The organism is Bacteroides sp. (assembly GCF_052357945.1).
Lineage (GTDB): Bacteria > Bacteroidota > Bacteroidia > Bacteroidales > Bacteroidaceae > Bacteroides.
The window spans coordinates 117304-124396 of record NZ_DAWCXD010000004.1 but is presented as its reverse complement, the minus strand read 5'-3'; the positions used below and the strand labels follow the sequence as shown (position 1 = coordinate 124396).

Sequence of the window (7093 nt, the reverse complement as noted above, 5' to 3'; positions counted from 1 at the left end):
GCATGAGAAATAAGCAAAACAGATAAAAGGAGTATGAGAATAAGAGGAGAAATGAGTTGAAACCGATGAGAAATGCAGCTTTTTTAAGGATAAATGATGGAAATACTATGAGAAATACCATTTTACACTTTATTTCTCATAGCATTATATTATTGATTTACAAACAAATACCATACCACTTATGAGAACATGAGAAATGAAAATGAAAAATCATTTGCAGGAGAACTTGAATTCAACGAAAGGTTATTTTTTAGGAAAGAGCAAAAAAGAAAGAGATAAATCAGGAATCCGGCCGAATCCATATACCGTATACCGACCGACCGAGCAAAATTCCTTTTCAGTTGTTATTCATATATATCATAGTATACACAATAAAAGTCAATATCATGGAGAAGAATATTTTTCAGTTAGATAATGAGCAACTCAAAGAAATTGCCCGTTCATTCAAAGCAAAAGTAGAAGAGGGATTGAACACTGAAAATGCAGAGATACAATGCATTCCAACTTTTATCACTCCGAAAGCAAGTAGTATTAATGGTAAATCATTAGTGCTTGATTTGGGAGGAACCAATTATCGGGTGGCAATCGTTGACTTCAGTAAAGTTCCTCCAACCATTCACCCCAACAATGGTTGGAAGAAAGACATGTCGGTTATGAAATCTCCCGGCTATACCCGCGAGGAGTTATTCAAAGAATTGGCAGACATGATTACCGGAATAAAACGGGAGAAAGAAATGCCAATCGGATATTGCTTTTCTTATCCGACAGAGTCTGTGCCAAGCGGAGATGCCAAACTCTTACGCTGGACAAAAGGAGTTGACATAAAAGAGATGATCGGAGAAGTGGTAGGGAAGCCTTTGCTGGACTATCTAAACGAAAGAAATAAAATCAAGTTTACGAATATAAAAGTGCTTAATGACACCGTAGCCAGTTTATTTGCAGGACTTACCGACAGCAGTTACGATGCATATATAGGTCTGATTGTGGGAACAGGCACCAATATGGCTACTTTTATTCCGGCTGACAAAATTAAGAAGTTAAGTCCGTCACATAAGGTCGATGGATTGATTCCCGTTAATCTGGAGTCGGGGAACTTCCATCCGCCATTCCTCACCGCAGTAGATAATACGGTAGATGTAATCTCCGACAATCCGGGAAGACAACGTTTCGAGAAAGCTGTATCCGGCATGTACTTGGGAGACATTCTAAAAGCGACTTTCCCTCTGGAAGAATTTGAAGAAAAATTCGATGCACAAAAGCTTACCTCTATCATGAACTATCCCGATATTTATAAAGAAGTGTATGTGCAGGTAGCACAGTGGATATATGGCAGATCGGCGCAATTGGTTGCAGCTTCACTTACAGGGCTTATCATGTTGCTAAAGTCATACAATAAGGAGATAAGGAGAATTTGCCTGGTTGCCGAAGGAAGTCTTTTCTGGAGCAAGAACAGAAAAGATAAAAACTATAATATGATTGTCATGGAGAAATTACGGGAACTCTTCAGTTTATTTGGTTTGGAAGACGTAGAGATCGACATAAAAAGTATGAATAATGCCAATCTGATAGGAACAGGTATTGCGGCATTATCCTGACACGTTCTAATTTGTCATTGCACGGCAGGTCCTCAATCGGCCTGTTCATAAAAATTCGATGCTGTATCAAATTTACTGATACAGCATCGAACCTATTTCAGACTTATTAAATCCGGTTCAATATTTAGATAGAATATAGAACCTAAAGTAGCTATTATTTGATCTTCAGTGCAAAACCGCCTCCGGGTGCCAAATGAATCTTCAACTTACTGTCATTCTTTATCCGGAAAGATTCACATTTATAATCACGTCCAACCCGGTGGGCATTCACTCCATCCTTAAATAATGTAGCATCGTATGTCTTGTCGCCCAAGAAGGAACAATCTACTTCAATATCACGTGCCGTCCAATCGGTAATTCCACCTACATACCAGACATTTCCTGCCCGGCGTGCCGTTACGATGTACTCTCCCATTTTGCCATCAAGCACGATACTTTCATCCCATACGGTCGGAATATTGGCAATAAATTCGGTCGATTCCAGTTCGCGCATATAGTTGCTTGGCGCATCGCACAGCATATTGAAAGGAGACTCGAATACCACATACAGAGCAAGTTGGCGACAGCGAGTTCCCTGGCTCATAGGTTCCGAGTTACAAGGATAATAGTTACCTTTCGAAGCATTACGCATCGCGCCTTGGGTGTAATCCATCGGACCGGAAACCTGACGGGTGAAAGGCAACAGTACGTCATACTTCACCTGATCGACCGAAGCCGGACTCCATTTCATCTGTTCCAAGCCATTAACCCCTTCAAAGTTCAACACATTCGGATAGGTACGATTCAAGCCGGCCGGTTTATGCGTTCCATGCAAATCGAGAATCAATTTATATTTAGCACACATTTCGGCAGCCCGATAATTGAATGCTGTCATATACTGATCGTCACGATCCATAAAATCGACCTTAAAGCCTTTGACTCCCATGTCGGCAAAATAACGGCAAACGTTCTCCATATCACGATCGAAGGCATAATAACCAGCCCAAAGAATGATACCTACATTTTTGGAAGCTGCATAATCTACCAGTTCTTTCAGATTAATATCTTTCACTACTTGCATCAAATCCGCCTGCAGGTTGACTGCCCAACCTTCATCAAGGATTACATATTCTATTCCGTTTGCAGAAGCGAAATCAATATATGCTTTATAAGTCGGATTATTTACTCCGGTGATAAAATCAACGCCATCCAAGTTCCAGTTATTCCACCAATCCCATGCCACTTTACCGGGTTTGATCCATGAAATATCCGTCAGACGGGAAGGAGCAGCCAACAAATAGCTCAAGTTGCTTGCCGCCAAATCTTTATCGGAAGTGGTAACAATGCTCATTCGCCATGGAAAACTTCGGGGGTTATCTACTTTGGCAATGTAAGCTTCACGCTCTTTCACCAACATCTGAAGTTGATTGTGTCCGCCCTGCACCGTCTTCTTGGGATAAGGAGCGAATTGACCCGTCAACCGGTTTTCCCCTTCAGCAGCAGATAAATAGAGACCGGGATAATTCTCCAAACCGGATTCTGTGATACAAATCTTGACACCTTCACCAGCATCCACTACTAACGGCAGAAACATCAAACGTTTTTTATTCAGTTTCGATAATCGATCAGTAGTATAAGTGTTCTCGAAAGAATTGAAATATTGGGATTCGTAATCACCGTCTTTCCCCGCTTTTACATACGGAACAGAGGCTACCATATCGGACGGGAAACGGTAATCTACAGTTTCATCCACTACATTGAAAGGTTTCTTCGACCGGCTGACAAAGCGATATGCAATACCATCATTGTAAGCACGAAACTCTACGTTCCAATCTTTCTTAAACCGGAGAGTCAGTTCATTATAGTAATCTCTTAGTTCGTTGGCGCGATAGAAAGGAGAAGGAACCATCTGATCTACTTTTTTCCCGGAAGTGCCGGCCAACTTTGCTTTCTCTCCCCAAACTTCTCCATTATCCAATGTCATTGAAATTGGAGAAGAAGCCAGTATCTGACGTCCGTCACAATGGATGTCATAAGTCAACTTATCACCGACGGTAATAGTTGTTTGGAGTCTCCCATCCGGAGAGTTCAAGGTAAATTGTTTTTGTGCTTGTACCGTAAGCGTACATGCGACAACACATAGAAATAATAAAATCTTCAGTTTTTTCATGGTTTTAATTATAGTAGTTATCAAATCATAAGAAGAATGATGCAAAAATAAAATAATATATTATAGTAACCTATATGAAAACTAAAAAACAGAAATGAAAAATGAATACGGGATTCTATCTTTTTCCTGTCAGAGATTTTATGCAATCGACTTCTTCCTGCTGAAAAGGTACTCCGTTAGAACGATAAATATCATGGAACCATAACTCCGGCTCTTCTCCCGACGGAATCACTTCATCCCAAGCAAAAATAGTATTTGTCTTTCCTGCAACAAATCCCCAATTAATAGCTCCGGTCTTTTCTTTTTTCATCAGAGGAAGGACATTGCAAAAACGGCTGTCATTGCGGCGGGCCATATATTCGGTACAGATCAACGGACGGTTAAGCATCTTTAGAAACTTGATGCACTCGGCATGCTGTGCCTCATTATCGTAATTATGATAAGAGATAATATCCGAATGATTCAGCATAAATGCATTCAGAACATTCTTGCGGGGAGAATTATAGTCCCAGACACCGGCAGTAATCGGTTGTGACGGTTTACAGTCGCGTACCCAGCGAAAAACATTGGTCAATAAAGACAAAGAGGTTTCCTCGTGTTTACTATTTCCGGGTTCATTATACAAATCCCACATCAATATCCGGTCATCATGAGCGTAAGTGCGTATAATATCTTTGACATACTCTTGTAGAAAAGGATACAAAGTCAGCGTATCCTTGCGCAAGCTGCATGAAGGGTCCTGTACCCATCCGGAATTATGAACTCCCGGCTTCGGCTCCGGTTGTTTGCCATAAGCCGACTCTGGATTCCAACAATCATCAAAGAACACAAACATAGGACGGATTGAATACTTCCGACAAATATTCAAGAATTCATCCACACGTTTTTTCATTCCTGTTGCATCATTTTGCCATACAACACTGCTCAAGAAAACGCGTAAGGTATTAAAGCCCAGTTCATGTGCCCATGAAAGTTCTTTGTCTATCTGCTCAGAATCGAAAGTAACCGCACTCCACATTTCTATCTGATTGATTGCCGTTGCCGGAATATAATTGCAACCTACCAACCAAGGCTGATTGTCATACCATTCCTGTATCTTCTCTTCCGACCAACGGCTGTTGTTTGAAGAATTAGAATCCTGTGTACAGGCGCACACACATATCCCCCAAAAGAATAAAAACACAACATTAACACACCATTTATTTTTCATGCTATTTCAATTGATTAATATATAAATCTATTTGTTCATTTTTTATCTTAAGATCAAACAAAGAGAGTAAACCCGTAAAGGGTATAAAAGACCAAATTCTTTATCTTCATTTTTCCTGTCAGCTGATTATTTATGCCTGTTGTCTGATTTTTCTTTCCACACCACTACTCCCGCAGGTTCGAGGCGTGCACTGCCGATCAGTATCTCCGCCTTGTCGGGAATGGCTATTTCCTGAACGTCCGATGTATAATTTAAAGCGATGTAAAAACCGTCGCGCCATTCTTTCACTACTCCGTACGGCAGATCTTCGGTCGATACTCCTGCTTCCGTATATACACGATGCACTACCTCTTTTTCTAGTTTGCCGTCATCGGTATCCGTTCCGATATAAGTGACCGTTCCTTTACCCAGTTTGCGGTGTATCACGGAAGCAGCTCCCTTATAGAACTGGTCTGTATAGACAGCCCACACATCTGTTCCGGCAGCCGGTGTCAGTACGTCTCCCCAATTATTCCAGGCAAATTCCTTACCCTCGAAATCGATCTTTCCGTACAGATTGTGGGGCAGATGGTCATAATACTGGCTATTTATTCCGGCCAGTTGATGGATCGGAGCAGCCAAAGGAGCCTCCCACAGTTTGACGTCACGGTCTTTCTGACCGGTACGGCAAGTCAGGATCAGATGTCCTCCATTCTTCACATATTCAGTCCAACGTTCCACCAGCTTGTTGTCAAGCAACTGATAGGCAGGAGCTATCAGGAAAGGATAAGCGGAAAAATCCTCTTTCTCCGAAATCACGTCTACGGGAGCTGCAAAAGATTTTAGCAGATTGTAATATTTATGCACATGAGCCATCGTCCGCCATTGATCTGTCTGCCGCTGAAACTCCATTTCCCAATAATTACTCATATCGAAAAGTAAACCAATACGCCGGGAGGCCAGTTGACCGGGCATACGATTTTTCTTATCGTAGGCGGCACGCAGTTTTTTCATCTCCTGCGTAATGCGTACATATTCTTCACCGCCCGGAGAAAGAGTTACCCCATCAGTCATTATCATACCGTAATGATATTGCTCACTGCCTTTCAGAGGTTGACGGAAACGGTAATTGCATACGAATTTCCCACCACCTGCAAAGACGTGATACACCCACATACGGATGGCACCGGGTAAAGGTTGGGGGTTATACACTCTCCAGTTCACCTGGCCGGGTTGGAGTTCCATAACTCCAAAGGCTTTACCTACGCGATTACGGAACTGGTCGTTTGAGAAACCGAGATCTTCCGGAATACCCATCCGGAAACCCTGGCTGCCTATTCCCTGATTATGTCCGGTCACCAGATAGCGGGTGTAGGTCAGGAAGTCCGGATGATCGATCCGTACCGGATCGACCGGATTGAAAATAGGTATCAGGTTGGTAGTGAATCTACCCGACGGCTCTAAGGTTTGGCTAAATGCCGGAAGTTCTCTAAAGTATCGACTCAATTCAATGATAAGCAAAGAGTGGTTTCAATGCAAGGTGAAACCTATTTTGAAGTAGAATCCGACAAGGAGCATCCGTTCATCGTAAAAACGAAAGAACTGACTGTAGAAGCTACCGGCACAGCATTCAATGTGAATGCATATACCTCGGACAATGTAACGGCAGTGACATTAGTAAAAGGAAAGGTAGCAGTAACTCTTGACAAGAAAAAAACAATTTCCCTTTCACCGGGAGAGAAAATAGACTATAATCTGGTAACTGCTTTGTATAACGTCAACAAAACCAATACTTACAAATGGTGCTCATGGAAAGATGGAATACTCATTTTTAGAGATGACCCGTTGGAATATGTATTCAAGCGTTTGGGACAGACTTATAACATGGAATTTATTCTGAAAGACGCCGAATTAGGGAAGTATTCCTATAAAGCGACTTTTGAGGGAGAAGCTTTAAATGAGATTTTGCGCTTGCTTGAAATGAGTGCACCTATTCGCTGTAAAGAGGTTAGTAACCGCAACAGCAATAATGAGAAGTTTGAAAAGCAGCGTATAGAGGTGAGTAGGATTGTACGGAAATAAGTTTGTACTAATACATACTTAATCGTATAGCTTCAAATTGATTTCATTTGGTAGTATTAAATTGTACGACACCCGGGT

3 protein-coding genes and 2 pseudogenes are annotated in these 7093 nt (G+C 41.7%); 2 read left to right on the top strand and 3 right to left on the bottom strand.

What is annotated here, in order from left to right; translation table 11 throughout:
- The first annotated feature begins 386 nt into the window (after positions 1-386).
- A complete protein-coding gene (locus ACT8YW_RS02515) occupies positions 387-1595 on the top strand; it encodes a hexokinase (RefSeq protein WP_004307069.1) in 1209 nt (402 codons plus the stop codon).
- 154 nt (positions 1596-1749) lie between these two features.
- Here ACT8YW_RS02515 and ACT8YW_RS02510 read toward each other — a convergent pair whose 3' ends face one another.
- The 3 genes and pseudogenes from ACT8YW_RS02510 to ACT8YW_RS02500 all read right to left on the bottom strand — a co-directional run.
- Positions 1750-3744 (bottom strand): glycoside hydrolase family 97 protein, encoded by a 1995-nt coding sequence (locus ACT8YW_RS02510; RefSeq protein ID WP_444103873.1) that lies wholly within the window; start codon positions 3742-3744, stop codon positions 1750-1752.
- 115 nt (positions 3745-3859) lie between these two features.
- A complete protein-coding gene (locus ACT8YW_RS02505) occupies positions 3860-4954 on the bottom strand; it encodes a cellulase family glycosylhydrolase (protein ID WP_444103872.1) in 1095 nt (364 codons plus the stop codon).
- 126 nt (positions 4955-5080) lie between these two features.
- Positions 5081-6376: pseudogene (locus ACT8YW_RS02500) on the bottom strand (beta-galactosidase); the annotation flags it as partial.
- On the opposite strand from ACT8YW_RS02500, the pseudogene ACT8YW_RS02495 reads away from it, so the two are divergent.
- Positions 6372-7015 (top strand): annotated as a pseudogene (locus ACT8YW_RS02495) (FecR family protein); the annotation flags it as partial. The pseudogenes ACT8YW_RS02500 and ACT8YW_RS02495 overlap by 5 nt on opposite strands.
- Between the last annotated feature and the right edge of the window lie 78 nt (positions 7016-7093).